16 protein-coding genes are annotated in these 17,099 nt (G+C 67.5%); 7 read left to right on the forward strand and 9 right to left on the reverse strand.

Going from position 1 to position 17,099, the window contains the following annotated elements; all coding sequences use genetic code 11:
* The first annotated feature begins 84 nt into the window (after window positions 1–84).
* Window positions 85–2,136 carry a glycoside hydrolase family 15 protein gene (locus BST15_RS01770; RefSeq protein WP_046187586.1) on the forward strand — a complete coding sequence of 684 codons (2,052 nt, stop codon included), beginning with the start codon at window positions 85–87 and terminating at the stop codon, window positions 2,134–2,136.
* A gap of 2 nt (window positions 2,137–2,138) precedes the next feature.
* On the opposite strand, the gene BST15_RS01775 is transcribed toward BST15_RS01770, so the two are convergent.
* The 4 genes from BST15_RS01775 to BST15_RS01790 all read right to left on the reverse strand — a co-directional run bounded on the left by BST15_RS01775 (window position 2,139) and on the right by BST15_RS01790 (window position 6,218).
* Window positions 2,139–2,903 (reverse strand): sensor domain-containing protein, encoded by a 765-nt coding sequence (locus tag BST15_RS01775; protein ID WP_046187587.1) that lies wholly within the window; start codon window positions 2,901–2,903, stop codon window positions 2,139–2,141.
* Window positions 2,903–4,795, reverse strand: a complete 1,893-nt coding sequence (lepA, locus tag BST15_RS01780; protein WP_082103897.1) for a translation elongation factor 4 — start codon at window positions 4,793–4,795, stop codon at window positions 2,903–2,905. The genes BST15_RS01775 and lepA overlap by 1 nt, the downstream gene beginning before the upstream one ends.
* Window positions 4,796–4,911: 116 nt before the next feature.
* Window positions 4,912–5,448, reverse strand: a complete 537-nt coding sequence (locus BST15_RS01785) for a hypothetical protein (protein WP_234708164.1) — start codon at window positions 5,446–5,448, stop codon at window positions 4,912–4,914.
* Window positions 5,449–5,606: 158 nt separating this feature from the next.
* Window positions 5,607–6,218, reverse strand: a complete 612-nt coding sequence (locus BST15_RS01790; protein WP_046187590.1) for a hypothetical protein — start codon at window positions 6,216–6,218, stop codon at window positions 5,607–5,609.
* 192 nt (window positions 6,219–6,410) lie between these two features.
* On the opposite strand from BST15_RS01790, the gene BST15_RS01795 reads away from it, so the two are divergent.
* A complete protein-coding gene (locus BST15_RS01795; RefSeq protein WP_046187591.1) occupies window positions 6,411–7,022 on the forward strand; it encodes a type II toxin-antitoxin system PemK/MazF family toxin in 612 nt (203 codons plus the stop codon).
* Here BST15_RS01795 and BST15_RS01800 read toward each other — a convergent pair whose 3' ends face one another.
* On the reverse strand, window positions 7,023–7,451 hold the full coding sequence (locus BST15_RS01800) for a CBS domain-containing protein (protein WP_046187592.1): 429 nt from the start codon (window positions 7,449–7,451) through the stop codon (window positions 7,023–7,025).
* Between the two features lie 126 nt (window positions 7,452–7,577).
* On the opposite strand from BST15_RS01800, the gene BST15_RS01805 reads away from it, so the two are divergent.
* Entirely contained in the window at window positions 7,578–8,435 is an 858-nt protein-coding gene (locus BST15_RS01805; protein WP_046187593.1) for a ribonuclease Z, read from the forward strand.
* Window positions 8,436–8,535: 100 nt separating this feature from the next.
* On the forward strand, window positions 8,536–8,796 hold the full coding sequence (rpsT, locus tag BST15_RS01810; protein ID WP_046187594.1) for a 30S ribosomal protein S20: 261 nt from the start codon (window positions 8,536–8,538) through the stop codon (window positions 8,794–8,796).
* A 71-nt stretch (window positions 8,797–8,867) separates the two neighbouring features.
* Here rpsT and holA read toward each other — a convergent pair whose 3' ends face one another.
* The 3 genes from holA to BST15_RS01825 are packed head-to-tail and all read right to left on the reverse strand — an operon-like array spanning window position 8,868 to window position 12,256.
* Window positions 8,868–9,830, reverse strand: coding sequence for a DNA polymerase III subunit delta (gene holA / locus BST15_RS01815; RefSeq protein ID WP_046187595.1), 963 nt, complete (start codon window positions 9,828–9,830; stop codon window positions 8,868–8,870).
* A gap of 12 nt (window positions 9,831–9,842) precedes the next feature.
* Entirely contained in the window at window positions 9,843–11,360 is a 1,518-nt protein-coding gene (locus tag BST15_RS01820; RefSeq protein WP_046187675.1) for a ComEC/Rec2 family competence protein, read from the reverse strand.
* Window positions 11,361–11,407: 47 nt separating this feature from the next.
* Window positions 11,408–12,256: a ComEA family DNA-binding protein gene (locus BST15_RS01825; protein ID WP_046187596.1), complete on the reverse strand. Its 849-nt coding sequence runs from the start codon at window positions 12,254–12,256 to the stop codon at window positions 11,408–11,410.
* 201 nt (window positions 12,257–12,457) lie between these two features.
* On the opposite strand from BST15_RS01825, the gene BST15_RS01830 reads away from it, so the two are divergent.
* Both BST15_RS01830 and BST15_RS01835 read left to right on the forward strand, forming a co-directional pair.
* On the forward strand, window positions 12,458–13,618 hold the full coding sequence (locus BST15_RS01830; RefSeq protein WP_046187597.1) for an acyl-CoA dehydrogenase family protein: 1,161 nt from the start codon (window positions 12,458–12,460) through the stop codon (window positions 13,616–13,618).
* A gap of 14 nt (window positions 13,619–13,632) precedes the next feature.
* Window positions 13,633–14,742, forward strand: coding sequence for an acyl-CoA dehydrogenase family protein (locus tag BST15_RS01835; RefSeq protein WP_046187676.1), 1,110 nt, complete (start codon window positions 13,633–13,635; stop codon window positions 14,740–14,742).
* 3 nt (window positions 14,743–14,745) lie between these two features.
* Here the strand turns inward: BST15_RS01835 and BST15_RS01840 are convergent, their stop codons facing one another.
* Window positions 14,746–15,963: an enhanced intracellular survival protein Eis gene (locus BST15_RS01840; protein WP_109370660.1), complete on the reverse strand. Its 1,218-nt coding sequence runs from the start codon at window positions 15,961–15,963 to the stop codon at window positions 14,746–14,748.
* A gap of 74 nt (window positions 15,964–16,037) precedes the next feature.
* On the opposite strand from BST15_RS01840, the gene BST15_RS01845 reads away from it, so the two are divergent.
* Window positions 16,038–17,093 (forward strand): NAD(P)H-dependent amine dehydrogenase family protein, encoded by a 1,056-nt coding sequence (locus BST15_RS01845; protein WP_198528270.1) that lies wholly within the window; start codon window positions 16,038–16,040, stop codon window positions 17,091–17,093.
* Window positions 17,094–17,099 lie beyond the last annotated feature (6 nt).

Genomic DNA, 17,099 nt, shown 5'->3' on the forward strand with positions numbered 1-17,099 from the left:
ACACAACGGTGATTTCGAGCGAGTGATGTTACGAGCAGCCGTTCCGGGTAGACGTGCGGCAGGCCCGCCAGAGATGATTGCCGCATGGACCTGCACACCCCGCCGGGCGATGCACCCGCCACGAGTGCCCCGGAATTCACCAAGCCCGCCACGGGCGGCGGCAACGCGGCGACGTCGGTACCCCCGCTTTCGGCGACCGCACCGGTGCCCTATGCCGCGACGCAGAGTCAGGTCCGCAATCCCTTCCCGCCAATCGCCGACTATGCCTTTCTGTCCGATTGCGAGAACACCTGCCTGATCTCGGCGGCCGGGTCGGTGGAGTGGATGTGCCTCCCCCGCCCGGATTCTCCCAGCGTGTTCGGCGCCCTGCTGGATCGCAGCGCCGGACATTTTCGGCTGGGCCCTTATGGCGTGTCGGTGCCCGCGGCGCGGCGTTACCTGCCCGGCAGCCCGATCATGGAGACCACCTGGCAGACGCACACGGGCTGGATGATCGTGCGCGATGCGCTGGTGATGGGCAAGTGGCACGACATCGACGCGCGGTCCCAGACCCACCGGCGCACGCCGACAGACTGGGATGCCGAGCACATCTTGCTGCGCACCGTGCGCTGCGTCAGCGGCACCGTCGAACTGACCATGAGCTGCGAGCCGGCGTTCGACTATCACCGCACCAGCGCCACCTGGGAGTACTCGTCGAACGCCTACGGCGAGGCGATCGCGCGGGCCCGGCAGAACCCCGACGCCCACCCGACCCTGCGCCTGACGACGAATCTTCGGCTGGGGCTGGAGGGCCGCGAGGCGCGCGCCCGCACCCGGCTGACCGAGGGCGACGATGTCTTCGTGGCATTGAGCTGGTCGAAACACCCTGCGCCGCAAAGCTATGCAGAAGCAGCCGACAAGATGTGGAACACCACCGAATGCTGGCGGCAATGGATCAACATCGGCAACTTCCCCGATCACCCGTGGCGGTCCTATCTGCAGCGCAGCGCGCTGACGCTCAAGGGCCTGACGTACTCGCCGACCGGAGCGCTGCTGGCCGCACCCACTACCTCGCTACCGGAAACCCCTCAGGGCGAACGAAATTGGGACTACCGCTACAGCTGGGTGCGCGACTCAGCGTTCACGCTCTGGGGCCTGTACACCTTGGGCCTGGACCGTGAGGCTGACGACTTCTTCTCCTTCATCGCCGATGTATCCGGGGTCAACAACGGCCAGCAGCACCCCCTGCAAGTGATGTACGGCGTCGGGGGCGAGCACGAATTGGTCGAGCAGGAGCTGGATCACCTGTCCGGTTACGACAACGCACGTCCGGTGCGTATCGGCAATGGTGCCTATAACCAGCAGCAGCATGACATCTGGGGCACCATGCTCGACTCGGTTTACCTGCACGCCAAGTCGCGTGAGCAGATACCCGAGACGCTGTGGCCAGTGCTCAAGCGCCAGGTGGAAGAGGCGATGAAGCACTGGCGCGAGCCCGACCGGGGCATCTGGGAGGTACGGGGAGAACCGCAGCACTTCACCTCGTCGAAGGTGATGTGCTGGGTGGCCTTGGACCGCGGGTCGAAGCTGGCCGAGCTGCAGGGCGCGGTCTCCTACGCCAAGCAGTGGCGGGCTATCGCCGAAGAGATCAAGGCCGACGTGCTGGCCAACGGGGTCGATTCCCGAGGTGTGCTGACTCAGACCTACGGCAGCACGGCGCTGGACGCATCGTTGCTACTGGTGGTGCTTACCCGGTTCCTGCCGGCCGACGATCCGCGGGTGCGCGCCACCGTGATGGCGATCGCCGAAGAACTCACCGAAGACGGCCTGGTGCTGCGCTATCGGACCGAAGAGACCGACGACGGCCTGTCCGGCGCCGAGGGCACCTTCACCATCTGTTCGTTCTGGCTGGTCTCGGCCCTGGTGGAGATCGGCGAGGTCAGTCGCGCCAAGCACCTGTGCGAGCGGCTGCTGTCGTTTGCCAGCCCGCTGCACCTGTACGCCGAGGAGATCGAGCCCCGTACCGGACGGCACCTGGGCAACTTCCCGCAGGCCTTCACGCATCTGGCGCTGATCAACGCCGTCGTCCACGTGATCCGCGCCGAGGAGGAGGCCGACTCCACCGGAGGTTTCCAGCCCGCGAACGCGCCGATGTAGCGTCAGCCGCTGAGGTTGCGGACCTTGTCCAGCATCGCCCGCGCCAGGTCTGCGGCGGCGGTCTCGCCCTCCGGCGGGGCGCTGGGGTCGTCGTCCTCGTCGACGAACCAGAACACGTCGACGTCGACGACGCAGTTCACTCTCGTCGCGAGCGCTCGCGAGACGCGCAGCCCGGCATCGTCGTCGACACTGGTCCGCACGGTGGCCACGAGCACCGAGTCCTGATCGGAGACATCGGTGATCTCACCGCTGGCCTCGCTGTCCGTGCCGCCGTCTCGGGTCACCACCACCCCGTCGCAACTTTTCCACTGATCGGCGAACTTCTCGAACAGCGCGTCGGCGTCTGAGGCGCTGGCCAGCGCGATCACCGCCTCGGCGACCCCGGTCAGCGATGAGTCCTCGTCGCTGGCGCTGTCCCAGAACTCGTGGGCGACGTCGCGCACACTGGCAGCGCTGTACACGCTGCGCTGGCCGCCCACCGCTGCGCCCACACAGTCCGGCGGATCCGCGGACTCCCAGGCGTCGGGCAGGTCGTCCAGCCCGCCGTACCGCGGCGGAAGCGAGGGGTCGCTGTGGAACGGCTGACCAGTCAACTTCGACAACTCGGAGTCGTCGAGCAGAACCTGCCGAACCGCCATTCCCTCCACCGGCGTTGGCGCCAATCCCGGTGCGGGACGCACGGTCCCAGCGACCACCGTGGTGCAGCCACCGGTGAGCAACGAGATCGCCGCCACGCCCGCCGCGACTGCGCCTGCCCGGGCGGCCACTACTTCTTGGCCTTATCCCCGGCAGAGCCCCCGCTGTCGGTGGACAGTGCCGCGACGAACGCCTCCTGCGGGACGTCGACCCGACCGATGGTCTTCATCCGCTTCTTGCCCTCTTTCTGCTTTTCCAGCAGCTTGCGCTTACGGGTGATGTCACCGCCGTAGCACTTGGACAAGACATCCTTACGGATGGCCCGGATGTTCTCGCGGGCAATGATTCTCGAGCCGATCGCCGCCTGCACCGGGACTTCGAACTGCTGACGCGGGATCAGTTCCTTGAGCTTGGTGGTCATCTTGTTGCCGTAAGCCGATGCCGAGTCCTTGTGCACGATCGCGCTGAACGCGTCCACGGCCTCGCCCTGCAGCAGGATGTCCACCTTGACCAGGTCGGCCTCCTGCTCGCCGGCCTCCTCGTAGTCCAGGCTGGCGTAGCCCCGAGTGCGTGACTTCAGGGAGTCGAAGAAGTCGAAGATGATCTCTCCCAGCGGCATCGTGTAGCGCAGTTCGACGCGTTCCGGCGAGAGATAGTCCATGCCACCGAGCTCGCCGCGCCGCGACTGGCACAGCTCCATGATCGTGCCGACGAACTCGCTCGGCGCGATAACCGTGGTCTTGACGACGGGCTCGTAGACGGTTCGGATCTTGCCCTCGGGCCAGTCCGACGGGTTGGTGACGATGATCTCGCTACCGTCCTCGGCGGTCACTCGGTAGACGACGTTGGGCGAGGTGGAGATCAGGTCGAGGTTGAACTCGCGTTCCAGCCGTTCCCGGGTGATCTCCATGTGCAGCAATCCCAGGAAGCCACAGCGGAATCCGAAGCCCAAGGCCACCGAGGTTTCCGGCTCGTAGGTCAGGGCGGCGTCGTTGAGCTGTAGCTTGTCCAAGGCCTCACGCAAGTTGGGGTAATCGGACCCGTCTACCGGGTACAGCCCGGAGTAGACCATCGGCTTGGGCTCCCGGTATCCGGTGAGCGCCTCGGTGGCGCCGCCCCGGGCGGTGGTGACGGTGTCGCCGACCTTGGACTGGCGCACGTCCTTCACGCCGGTGATGAGGTAGCCCACCTCGCCGACGCCCAGGCCCTTGGTGGGCTTGGGCTCCGGGGAGACGATGCCGACTTCGAGCAACTCATGGGTGGCGCCGGTGGACATCATCGCGATCTTCTCGCGCGGGGTGATTCTGCCGTCCACGACACGGACGTAGGTCACCACACCGCGGTAGATGTCGTAGACGGAGTCGAAAATCATGGCCCGGGTCGGCCCGTCGGCGTCGCCGGTGGGCGGCGGCACCTGCCTGACCACTTCGTCGAGCAGTTCAGCCACTCCCTCGCCGGTCTTGCCGGACACCTTCAGTACGTCTTCGGGCTCGCATCCGATGATGTGGGCCAGCTCGGCGGCGTAACGCTCGGGGTCGGCGGCGGGCAAGTCGATCTTGTTGAGCACCGGGATGATGGTCAGCTCGCGATCCAACGCCAGGTACAGGTTGGCCAGGGTCTGCGCCTCGATGCCCTGCGCAGCATCGACCAGCAGGATTGCGCCCTCGCAGGCCTCAAGTGCTCGGGATACCTCGTAGGTGAAGTCGACGTGACCGGGAGTGTCGATCAGGTGCAGCACGTAGTCGCCGGCCGCGGGACCTTGACCTGCGGCCGTGTCAGGGCGGTCCTGGACAGTCCAGGGCAGCCGAACGTTCTGCGCCTTGATGGTGATGCCGCGTTCCCGTTCGATGTCCATCCGGTCCAGGTACTGGGCCCGCATCGATCGGTCGTCGACCACGCCGGTGAGCTGCAGCATCCGGTCGGCCAAGGTGGATTTGCCGTGGTCGATGTGGGCGATGATGCAGAAGTTCCGAATCTGCGCCGGCGCGGTGAATGTCTGGTCGGCGAAACTGCTGATGGGAATCTCCTGGTGAACGGGTGCGGTGGTGTGCGTACTGCCTAGTCAGGGTAGCGAGGCGGTGGGGTCAAAACGAAACCCCCGGAGGCTCTGCTCCAGGGGTTTGCGTTTCCGGGCGCCGATTACACGTCGATCGCGAAGTAACCGCCGATGTCGGCGAGGCCCGCCTGGAAGAAGAGAGCAGCGTCTTCCCAGGCACTGTCGCCGGCCAGACCGGCGGCTATCGCGGCATCCGATCCGAACAAGTAGTCAGCGGCATCCTCGAAGTCGATCTGGTCGCCGCCGTTGAGGATCGCGAACAGCAGCACGTTGTTGCTGTCGATGAACTGCGTCAACGCACCGTTGAACAGGCTGTACGCGCCCGGTTCCGCAGAAATCTCGTCTTCCCAGTTGATGCCGTAGAGCATGGCGCCCAACTCGGCGTTGACGTCTTCTTGGGCGATGGTGAGAAATGGGTTGGCGTCCGAGACATCGATGACCTTGTCGGCGACGCCGGCCAGGGTGGCCTGCGACTCGAACAAGAAGTTCATTGACTGGATCTGACCTTCCAGCACCCAGCTGAAGTCCGCACCGGCCGAGTCGCCGTCGGCGACCGCCACCGGCGCCACCGCGAGTGCCACACCGACGACAAGGCCGCTCAGCGCGTCTATCTTTCGCATAGCCATCCCCCCCAGGACGTTCACATTCACTTTCCGACGGCCGGTTCCCCAACCACCGCCGGACATTCCCCCCAGCAGCGTTGCTGCAAGCGTCATTAAATCTAACGGAAGTCTGTGATTAAACGCAAGGTTCACTTACCGACGCGCCGGCCACCCGCTTACGGCGCCACATCGGCGAGGCTGAACATGCCGAACAGATCAGCCCAGGCGGCCTGCATCAGGTCACCCGGCACTGACCACACGGTTTCCCCGAAGCCGCCCATACCTGCGTAGGCGCCGGGATCGATCAGGTTCGTTACGTCGACACTCAGGACAGGGCCCGGTGGGATTGCGATGCCGCTGAGATCGTCGAAGAGTTGCTGGCCGCTGAGTATGGCGTCGCCGCCGGCATCACCGCCCTGGCCCGCCCCCAGCAGCTGATCCAGCTGAGCCTGCACCAATGCCTGGTCGAGGACGTCGGCGTTGCCGTCGAACAGCAGTGCGTCATCGGCCAGCCCGAAGCCACCGTTGGGCAGGGGTTCAAGCGCCCACGAGTAGGCGCTCTGCTGCAACGCGACGTCGTTGAGGAAATGGTCGTGATCGCTGCCCACCGGCACGTCGATGAGGTCTTGCTGGGCCCAGTCGGCCGCGCCGACCAGGATGATGTCGCGCTGGGCGGCACGGTCGGCCTGGTCGGAGATACCCACCACTCCCATGGCCACGACCGAAAGGACGGCCAGGGTTGTGGCCCCGGCGGCGATCCGACCTCGAATGTTGTCCCGTTGATTCATGGCCTCGCTCCACTGGCGGTGAAGAATGAGCAATGCCCCCGTATGTGAACAGCTGTTCTGGCAACGTTACGCCGATCTGCCTCTAGGGACAATGCAAGCGCCACATCAGTTTTCGAACAGTTTTCGGCGTTTTCCCGGTGCGCACATATCAATAGATGACTGGCTCGCACGCGCGTCGCCTATGCTGCGGACATGGCTTCCCCGCGGAAGACCCCATGGGAGACGGTGCAACGGTTTGCCGAGAACCTGGTGTTCAACGAAGCCCCCCGGATCATCCGGCAACTCGAGCAGGCGCCGGCGGTGCAGCAGCGCATCCAGCGCGGCATCGAACAGGGCATCAAGATGGGACTGGAGATCCTCAACGGCTCCTCGGCCGAGCCGGCATCGATCCCCGCGGGGCGCCCCGTGACCCAGAACAGCGTTCCCACCGCGCACCGTGCACGCCGGATCAGCTACGCCCCTGACCTCAACGGCCGCGCCGACCCCGGCGAGATCGTCTGGACCTGGGTGGCCTACGAGGACGAACCCGACCAGGGCAAAGACCGACCGGTGTTGGTGGTCGGACGCGACCGCGACACCCTGTTGGGCCTGATGCTGTCCAGCCAAGAACGGCATGCCGAGGATACGAACTGGGTCGGCATCGGCGCCGGAAGCTGGGACGAATCCCAACGACTCAGCTGGGTGCGGCTCGACCGGGTTCTCGATGTGCCCGAGGAATCGATTCGTCGCGAGGGCGCGATCCTGGCCCGCCCGGTCTTCGAGGTGGTCGCCGGCCGACTGCGCTGCGATTACTCGTGGAGCTGACTAGCCCTGGCTGATGTAGGAACGCAGCGCGGCGTGCTCGGCCTGCAACTCCTCCATCCGCGACTTGACGACGTCGCCGATGCTGACGATCCCGGCCAGTCGACCGTTCTCGAGCACCGGTATGTGACGGGCACGCTGCTCGGTCATCAGCATGCTGACGTCATCGGCGGAGTCGGTCTTGCTGCAGGTCGCCACGAGCCGGGTCATGATCGCCGAGACCGGCCGGGCCAGCAGGCTGGCGCCGTGGACGTGCAGCTGGCGCACCACGTCACGTTCGGAGGCCAGCCCTTCGAGCCCGTCGCCTCCGATCACCACCATGGCTCCGATGTTGTGCTCCGCCAGGCCGGCGAGTAACTCCATGACCGTGGCATCGGGGTGAATCGTCACCACCGCCGCACCCTTGTTCCGCAATACATCCGCGATCCGCATCGAAGCCTCCCGCCGCAGTGATCTGCTTCACACCAGGCTAGGCCATTTGGCAGAACAGGGGGCGCCGAAAACAAAACTCCGCCGATCGCCTGGTATCGGACCCACTTCTGTGGCATATGTGACGTCATGACCATCGAGATCACCCTGCTGGGGACCGGAAGCCCGATCCCCGACCCGAACCGTGCCGGACCGTCGACCCTGATCCGAGCCGGCGGCCAGCAATTGCTGGTCGACTGCGGACGGGGGGTCTTGCAACGTCTGGCGGCAGCGGGAGCCGGCGCCAGCGGCCTGTCGGCGCTGCTGCTCACGCACCTGCACAGCGACCACATTGCCGATCTGGGCGACCTGCTGATCACCCGATGGGTCACCACCTTCACCCCCGACGCGCCCCCGCTGCCGATCATCGGACCACCCGGCACGGCCGAGGTCGTGGAGGCGACCCTGCGCGTATTCAGCCGCGACATCGGCTACCGCATTGCCCATCACGACGATCTGAACGCCCCACCACCGGTCGACGTGCAGGAGTACACCGAGGGCCAGGTGTGGGATCGCGGTGGAGTGCGGATCTCGGTGGCCCCCACCGACCACCGTCCGGTGACGCCGACCATCGGGTTCCGGATCGAGCACACCGATGATGACGGGACCGCCTCGGTGGTGATGGCCGGCGACACCGTGCCCTGTGCTGGGCTCGATGAACTGGCCGCCGGCGCCGACGCCCTGGTGCACACCGTGATCCGCAACGACCTCATCGAGGCACTGCCCCAACAGCGGATCCGCGACATCTGCGACTACCACTCGTCGGTGGCTCAAGCTGCCGAAACCGCCAGCCGGGCGGGCGTGGGCACCCTGGTGCTGACCCATTACGTGCCCGCCCTGGTGCCCGGCCAGGAGGAGCAGTGGCGGGCGCTGGCCGCAGCGGAGTTCGACGGCCCGATCGAGCTGGGCAATGACTTGCATCGCGTGGAGGTGACCGCCCGCCGCTGAGGCGAGTTGGGGAGTTGCCAGACCTGCTGCTACCCTGAACAGCTGTTGCTCCCGCGTCGGGAGGCAAACCCAACTCAAGCTTTTGCGAAGGAATTACTCCGTGGCCAACATCAAGTCGCAGGTGAAGCGCAACCGGACCAACGAGCAGGCCCGGCTGCGCAACCAGTCGGTGAAGTCGGCGGTGCGCACCGCGATCCGTGCCTTCCGCGAGGCCGCCGCAGCCGGCGACAAGGACAAGGCCGGCGAGTTGCTGGTCGCGACCAGCCGGAAGCTGGACAAGGCGGCCACCAAGGGCGTCATCCACAAGAACCAGGCCGCCAACAAGAAGTCGGCATTGGCGAAGGCGCTCAACCAGCTCTGACGCAGCGGGTTATCCGCACACACCGGCCCCTGATTGCCTCGGCGAACAGGGGCTTTTGTGTTGGCCGCCGATCAGTGGGCGGCCAGCTCGGCCACCCCGCGGACCGCGGCCTCCAATGCATAGTCGGCATCGGCCGCGGCGCCCTTGACGTCGGCGTTGAGGGCCGCCACCAGCCGCACCGCGGCGGCAACGGACTCCGGCGACCAGTATCGGCACTGCTTCTGTGCCTTCTGCACCCGCCAGGGCGGCATCCCCAATTCACCGGCCAACCGGTAGGGATCGCCGGACTTGGCGCGCACCCGGGCAATGGTGTGTACCGCCTCGGCCAGCGCGTCGGCCAACACCACATGCGGTTCCCCGCGGATCATCGCCCAGCGCAGCGCCTCGGTGGCACCGGCGACGTCGCCGACGACGGCCCGATCGGCCACGTCAAACCCTTTCACCTCGGCTTTGCCGCTGTGGTAGCGGCGGACCGCCACGGCATCGACGTGCCCACCGGTGTCGGCGACCAGCTGCGAGCACGCCGACGCCAGCTCACGGATGTCTGAGCCCACTGCGTCCAGCAGCGCCGTCACGCAGGCGTCATCGACTCGGACCTTGAGGCCGCGGAACTCGGCCCGGACGAAGTCGGCGCGCTCCGAGGCTTTGGTGATGCGGGCGCAGGCGTGTACCTGCGCGCCGAGTTCGCGCAATTGTCCGGCCAGCGCCTTGGCCCGCCCCGCGCCGGAGTGCACCACCACCAGAACCGTGCCCAGCGGAACGTCCTCGGCGGTGGCTGCGATCAGCGCGACGGCGTCCTTGCCCGCCTCCGCCGCCGCCTCAAGCACCACCACCCGCTCGTCGGCGAACAGCGACGGACTGAGCAGCTCAGCGAGCTCTCCCGCCTCGACCTCACCGGCCCGCAGCCGGTCCACCGGAATGTCGATGCTGCCGGCCTGCGCGCGCACCGCGGCCACCACCTGGCCCACGGCCCGTTCGACCAGCAGTTCCTCATCCCCGAGGATCAGATGCAACGGCGAAACCGATTGGCCCACCCGGCAATCGTGTCACGGTGCGCCGACACCCGCCCACGCGGTCAACATCTCAGCGGCAGACCACGCCAGCAGGCACAGCGTCAGCCCCGCCAGCACCCGGCGGCACCAGGGCCATCGCCAACTCACCACCACGAGGACGGCACCGACGCCGACCCCGGCTACTCCGGCCGCGCCCGCAGGCACCGCAACGGTGGCGGCCGGAACCGCCCCCGCCCACTGCGCGACGCGGCACACCCACCACAGTTCGGGTCCGGTGAAGCGAATCAGCAGGTCCGCACCCGTCGGCCACCACACGCACAGCACCGCGGCGGCGCTGCCCAGCACCGTGATCGGTGCGACCAGTGCCGCCACCGCCAGGTTGGCCGCAGTGCTGACCAGACTGAGCCTGCCGGAGATGCCGGCGATCAGGGGCGCGGTGACCAGATTGGCGGCCCAGGCAACGCAGAGCGCGGCGGCAATTGGCCGGGGCCACCCGCGGGCCACCAACCGACTTGTCCACACCGGAGCGATCAGCACCAGTGCCGCGGTGGCGACCACCGACAGCGCGAACCCGACATCGACGGCCAGGTGTGGGGCCAACGCCAGCAGCACCAGCACACTGGCAGCCAGGCTCGGCACCGCCTGACGACTGCGCGCGGAGAGCACGCCCAGCAGGGCGACTGCGCCCATCACCGCCGCCCGCAACACACTGGCCGTCGGCTGGACGACGATCACGAATGCCACCAGCGTTCCAGCGGCCAACACTGCCGCCATGCGTGGGCCGATCAGCCGCGCGGAGAACAACACCGCGCCACAGACGATCGTCACGTTGGCGCCGGAGACCGCCATCAGGTGTGTGAGCCCCGCGGCCCGAAAGTCGCGCCCGGTGGCGGCGGTGATCGCCGTGGTATCGCCGAGCACCAAGGCGGGCAGCAGCCGGGCCTGCTCGGTGGGTAGTACTCGCGCAGCGGCGTCCGCGAACCGGGTCCGGACCCGATGCGCTGCCCGTGCCACCGCTCCGGGCGGGCCGCGCACCGCGGCCCCGCTTGCCGTGAGCACCGCCACCGTCAGGTCACGGCGGGCCGGGCGGGAGACGCGGGCGCGAAACGCCGTCGACTGACCGACCATCACCTCACCGAAATCCGAACCGGAGGCGAACACCACGACCCGGCCGGTGGCAGCGGCATCGTCGACACGGCGCAGGGTGGCGCGGAACATCACCCGCCGGGCCCCGGCCGCCAGCGGACTCTCGGTCGGAGTGACTGTCACCGACACCGTAGTGCCGAACACCGCGCTGATCGGGTGTTGGTCAACGGCCGCGGTACGCAGCGCGACGGCCCACCCGAAGCCCATTCCTGTCAACGACGCCGCGGCAGCCACGGCACCGGCCAGGCGCAGGCGGGGTCTCCCGATCCGCCCACCGTGCCGGCGTACCGCGACGGCGCTGGCACCCAGCAGGGCGCACAGAACGGCCAGTGCCGCGCCGATTCGCCATTGGATGCCGGCCGCGGTGACAAGCCAGCCGGCCAGGGCCGCCGGTACCAGCCGGATATCGAGCCGGGTGGCCTGGTCCGGTGTGGCGGCTGGCGGCGTCACCCCTAGACACGAACCAGGGCGCGCAGCTTGTCCAGCCGCGCCGGGCCGATCCCGTCGACGTCCCCGAGCTGGTCGACCCGGGTGAACTTGCCATGAGTGTCGCGCCAGGCCACGATCGCCGCCGCGGTCACCGGCCCCACCCCGGGCAGGGCATCGAGCTGCTCCACCGTGGCGGTGTTGAGGTTGACCGGCTCATGTCGGTCAGCGGAAGTGGGCTCGGCGGGCGCGGTGCTGGTGCGGGGCGCCTCTGCAGCCGGCGTCCCTGCCCCGATCGAGCTGCCCAATACCGGCGGCCCCGCCGGCGGGGCCAGCCCGACCACGATCTGTTCACCGTCGGCCAGGGGCCGGGCCAGGTTCAAGCCGATGGTGTCCGCGCCATCGAGGGCACCTCCGGCCGCGCTCAGTGCATCGGCGATACGGGATCCGGGCGGCAACGTCGCCAACCCCGGCTTGTGCACCAAACCGACCACGCTGACCACGACCTGCTCAGCGGACGCAGCCGCGGCGACGTCGGCCGCCTCCTCGGCGGGCGGGCTGGCGGTCGCAACCATCTCCACTGGAGGCAGTTTGGCGCTGGTCACCGGCGCGGGCTTATCTCGCAGCACGGTGAAGACCGTGATGAGCACCGCCACCGCGGCGATCAGCGCCAAGGCCATCGCCCCGGCCCGGCCCGGGTCGGCCCGCACTGCGGCCAGCCAGCCCGCATCGGCAGCACCATCGGGCAGCCAGCGCGGCAGCAACGAATTCGCGTCGGCTTCGTCATCGGCCTCGGCGAGGTGTTCACCGTGCTCGGGTTCCGCCAGCAGGCCGAGCCGACGCTGCAGCCGCTCACCGGGTAGTTCTGTTGCCATGCGCCGACGGTAGGTGCCGGGACCGTCGGAGCAGCTCGTCCAGCGGCCGATCCGAAGCGGTCTGTGGATCAACCGGCGACTGTGCGCAAACCACCGGGTTGGGGGCAGCCACGCGCGGCAAGCCCTCCCCCGCGGCACCGTGGGAGAGCCGATTAGGGTGCATACCAACCGTGAGTTCACCCAACCAACCGGGAGGTCGACGTGAGACTGGCATTGACCACGGAGGAGGCCGCATTCCGCGATGAAATGCGGACTTTCTTCACCACCGAGATCCCCGCTGACATCCGCGAACGCAGTCATGCCGGCCATTCGATCTTCCCTGACGACATCGTCACCACCCAGCGGATCCTCAACGCCAACGGGCTTGCAGTACCGAACTGGCCGGTCGAGTGGGGCGGCAAGGACTGGACACCGACCCAGCACCAGATCTGGCACGACGAGATGAGCCTGGCCTCGGTGCCCGAACCGCTGACCTTCAACGCCAAGATGGTCGGCCCGGTGATCGCGGAGTTCGGTTCCCAGGAGATCAAGGAACGCTTCCTACCCGCCACCGCCAACCTGGACATCTGGTGGTGCCAGGGCTTTTCCGAGCCCGAAGCCGGCTCCGACCTGGCCGGCCTGCGCACCACGGCGGTGCGCGACGGTGACAGCTACATCGTCAACGGCCAGAAGACCTGGACCACGCTCGGCCAGTACGCCGACTGGATCTTCTGCCTGGTACGCACCGATCCGCAGGCACCCAAGAAGCAGGCCGGTATCTCCTTCCTGCTGTTCCGTGTCGACACTCCGGGTGTCACGATGCGGCCGATCAAGCTGATCGACGGCGGCTACGAAGTCAACGAGGTGTTCTTCTCCGACGTGCGGGTGCCCGCTGACCAGCTGGTCGGCGAGGAGAACCACGGCTGGACCTACGCGAAGTTCCTGCTGGGCAATGAGCGGACCGGGATCGCCGGGGTGACTCACACCAAGGTGCGCGTGGCCGAACTCAAGGAACGCGCCAAGGCGCTGGGAGCACTCGATGATCCGCTGTTCGCCGCGCGGGTCGCCGAACTCGAAAACGATCTGTTGGCGCTGGAGCTCACCCAGATGCGCGTGTCCAGCGGTTCTGCCGACGGCAAGCCGAGCCCGGCCTCGTCGGTGCTCAAGTTGCGGGGCAGTCAGCTGCAGCAGACTGCTACCGAGCTGTTCGTGGAACTGGCCGGCCCGGACGCCCTGCCGTTCGAGGTGGGAGACGGCATCGGCACGCCCGCCTGGGCACAGGATGCGGCACCGAGGTACCTGAACTACCGCAAGACCTCGATCTACGGCGGTAGCAACGAGGTTCAGCGCACCATCATCGCGTCGACCATTCTCGGCCTTTAGGAGGTATGACGGCCATGGACTTTCAACTCAGCGACGAGCAGGTTCTGCTGCGCGACACCACACGTTCGATGTTGTCGGGCTACGACACCGAGACCCGCAACAAGGTCATCGAGACCGAACCCGGCTTCAACCCCGAGGTATGGAAACAGCTGGCAGAGGTGGGCATTCTCGGTCTGGGTTTCGACCCGGAGGAGTCGGGCCCGCTGGAGGTCATGGTGGTGCTCACCGAGATCGGTCGCCGGCTGGCCCCGGAACCCGTCGTGCACGGCGCGCTCGGACCGGGCGCGCTGATCGTCGAGCGCGGTGACGCGCAGCAGCGTGCACTGCTTGACTCCGTAGCCGAAGGGGACCACGTCCTGGCCTTCGCCCACACCGAACCCGGGATGCGCGGCACCACTCCCGTGGTAACCACAACCGCCGTCCCACAGGGCGACTCGTGGCGGCTGAGCGGACGCAAGAACCCGGTCCTGACCGGAGATCGCGCCGACACCCTGGTGGTCAGCGCCGCGTTGCCGGACGGCGGGACGGGCCTGTTCCTGGTCGACGGCGGCGCCGACGGCCTGACCCGCCATGGCTACCGGACGTTCGACGGTCAGCGCGGCGCCCAGATCGACCTCGCCGACACCCCGGCCACCGCGCTCGGCGAGCCGACCGACGCCACAGCGGCAATCGAACGCGCACTCATCCGGATCTCCTCGGCACTGTGCGCCGAGGCGGTCGGGGCCATGGAAGAGTCCTTGCGGTTGACCTCCGACTACCTCAAGACGCGCAAGCAGTTCGGGGTCACCCTCAATACGTTCCAGACCCTGACCCAGCGGGCCGCCGACATGTACGTGTCCCTGGAGCTCGCGCGCAGCATGAGCATGTACGCGGCGATGTCGCTCGCCGACGACAACTACGACCCGCTGATCGCCGCCCGTGCCAAGCTGCAGGTCGGCCGGTCCGGGCGGCATATCGCCCAGGAGGCCATCCAGCTGCACGGCGGGATCGGGGTGACCTGGGAATACCCGGTCGGCCACTACGCGGCCCGACTCACCGCGATCGAGCACACCCTGGGGTCTTCGCAGGACCAGCTGCGCGTCCTGATCGACAACGTGGGCGGCTACGGCCTGGCCAAGCTGTAGCCCTCAGAAGTGGTAGCCGATCTGGGCGCCGACATCGCTGACAAAAGCGGCGTCCAGTCGGCGTACCAGGGCGTCGTCGCGACAGCGCAATCTGCCCGCCGCGGCCAGCGACGTCGCACGATGGGCGCCCAAGTACAGGCTGCACAGGACATCCAGGCCAAGATCAACCTCGGCCTCGGCCTCGGTCGGTACGCAGTCGGCGACTCCCTCTCTGATGGTTAGCGCGAATCGTCCACCGTCGCCGCGGAATCCGTCGTGCACCGCGATCACGACGGACAAGGTCGGCACGTCCGGGCCGTAGCGGCGTGCCTTCAGCACCGTGGGGATGTCCATCATCCGCAACCACAACGCGTCGAGGCGCCCCGTGGTGGTGGCCAGCCGGGAGTCGCTCAGCAGGTACGGCATCGGGTCGTCGGGGAAGGTCTCGATGACGATCTTGCCCATCAGGTCCAACCCGAGCAGGGCGCGCCACAAGGCGGCATGGGCGGCAGGTGTGACAGCGCGGAATTCACTGACTCGCACCGTTTTTGGATGTTCGCCGTGTGCACGGTAGAGCACATAGCCGTCGGGGTGGAGCATCGCGAACCACTCGGTGCCGCCCTCGCGGGTGTTCTCCCGGTCGGCAAGCAGGTCGTCCCAGAGCGCCTGGGGGCGAGCCAAAGCCCCCGGGACGTGCCGGCGCCACCGCTGGTAGATCGCCGCGAACTCGTTGCCGCTGTCGGCGGCCTTGACCAGCCGTACCCCACCGGGATCGGGTGCGTCCGCGTGCAGCTCGGCGAACCTCCGGTCGATGGTGAGCTGGTGATCGATGGTCGCCGGGCCGTAACCGAACCGCCCGTAGATGCCGCCCTCGCTGGCCGTCAGCGCCGCAATCGGATAGCCCGAATCGGCGATGCGCCGGTGCAGTTCGTCGTACATCAAGCGCAGAACACCACGACGCCGGTGGGTCGGCGACACCACGACGTAACTGATCCCCGCCGCCGGCAACACCGCCCCACCGGGCACGGTCAGCTCCATATGGAGATAGCCCGACATGCCGATGACGGTGTCGCCGTCGCAGGCCACCAGGGAACTGTCGGGGGTGGTCAGGGTTCGCCAGGCGGCCATCGACTCGGCGTCCCAGTCCTCACCGAAGCCGACGGCGCCCAGCACTGCCATCGCAGGCCAATCGTCATCGGTGGCGGTCCGCACGGTCAGGGTTTGAGATACGGTGCCGGTCACGCCGATCGAGGCTGCCACAAACGCTCGTGGGCCGCACCCCAATAATGGGGATACACCCGTCACCGAGGAGCATGATGCCCACTACCGACCGCCCACTTCGCGTCATCCAATGGACCACCGGAAACATCGGGCAGCGGTCACTGCACGCCATCATCGGTAGGCCCGACATGGAGCTGGTCGGCGTCTACGCCCATGGCAAAGACAAGATCGGCGTGGACGCCGCCGAGCTCGCGGGATGGCCGGAGGCCACCGGGGTCACCGCCACCAACGACATCGACGCTCTGCTCGCACTGCGCCCGGACGCCTGCTGCTACAACCCGTTGTGGCCGAGCATCGACGAGTTGGTCCGGTTGCTGGAGGCCGGCGTCAACGTGTGCTCGACCGCGGCCTGGATCACCGGCGGCAAGCAGAGCGCGCAGGACCGCAAGCGCATCGAAGACGCCTGCCGGGCCGGCAATTCCACCATGTTCGGTAGTGGCGCGCACCCGGGTCTGACCAACATGGTCGGCATGGTGCTGTCCGGGGCATGCGAGCGGGTCGATGAGATCCGGATCACCGAATCGGTGGACTGCTCGACGTATGAGTCGGCGGCCACCATGGCGGCCATGGGTTTCGCGCAGGATCCCGACACCCCCGGGCTGGCCGAAAGCGTCCGCGTCGAGAGCGAGGTCTTCGCCGAGTCCGCGGCGATGATGGCCGATGCGATCGGCGCACAGTTGGACCGCATCACCTTCGATGTGCAGTTCACCGCCGCGACCGGCGACAGCGATCTGGGCTTTATGAAGATTCCGGCCGGCACGGTGGGCAGTGTCTTCGGTTACCACCGCGGCTGGGTGGGCGACCGCAATGTGGTCAGCGTCGGCTTCAACTGGATCATGGGCAATCAGGTCACGCCGCCCAAGCCGGTGGCGCACGGCCACGTGATCCAGGTGTTCGGGCTGCCGAACATGCGCACCGTGATCAACTGCCTGCCGCCCAAGGACTGGAGCGAGCCGAACTTCAACGGGTTGGGCTCGATCTACACGGCAATGCCGGTGACCAATGCCGTGCCGGCGGTGGTCGCCGCCGGGCCGGGCATCGTCACCCTGGCAGACCTGCCGCCGATCACCGGACGCTCCGGCGGGCGCTGACCGCCG

The sequence above is a fragment of the Mycolicibacter arupensis genome (assembly GCF_002086515.1).
Classification (GTDB): Bacteria; Actinomycetota; Actinomycetes; order Mycobacteriales; family Mycobacteriaceae; genus Mycobacterium; species Mycobacterium arupense.